This is a genomic window from Candidatus Dedyshia acidiphila, assembly GCF_051025295.1.
GTDB lineage: Bacteria > Acidobacteriota > Terriglobia > Terriglobales > Acidobacteriaceae > KBS-83.
In genome coordinates, this window is record NZ_JBMGJV010000230.1 from 1 (window position 1) to 246 (window position 246).

Annotated in this window: 1 pseudogene; it reads right to left on the minus strand. The window is 62.6% G+C overall.

Annotated features, from left to right (window positions below):
- Positions 1-110: 110 nt before the first annotated feature.
- Positions 111-246: pseudogene (locus tag AC5IJH_RS18685) on the minus strand (7-carboxy-7-deazaguanine synthase); the annotation flags it as partial.

Here is a 246-nt window from a genome sequence, read left to right on the forward strand (position 1 = left end):
GGAGCGCACCTCGAACTACGCCGCATCGAAACAGCCGACCACCGCGAACTCTTCGCGATCGACGTGCCGTTCGATCCCTACCTGAACAGCAAGGCCGCGCACTAAGCAGGCTAGACGCCTTTTTTTTGTGGCTCCCAGATGAACTTGTGGATCTGCAGGCTCAGCCGCCCTGGCACGCCGTCCTCCAGCATCCATTCGACCAGCAGCCGCGGATCCAGCTCGCAGTTGTCGGCCGTGCGCTGTGGC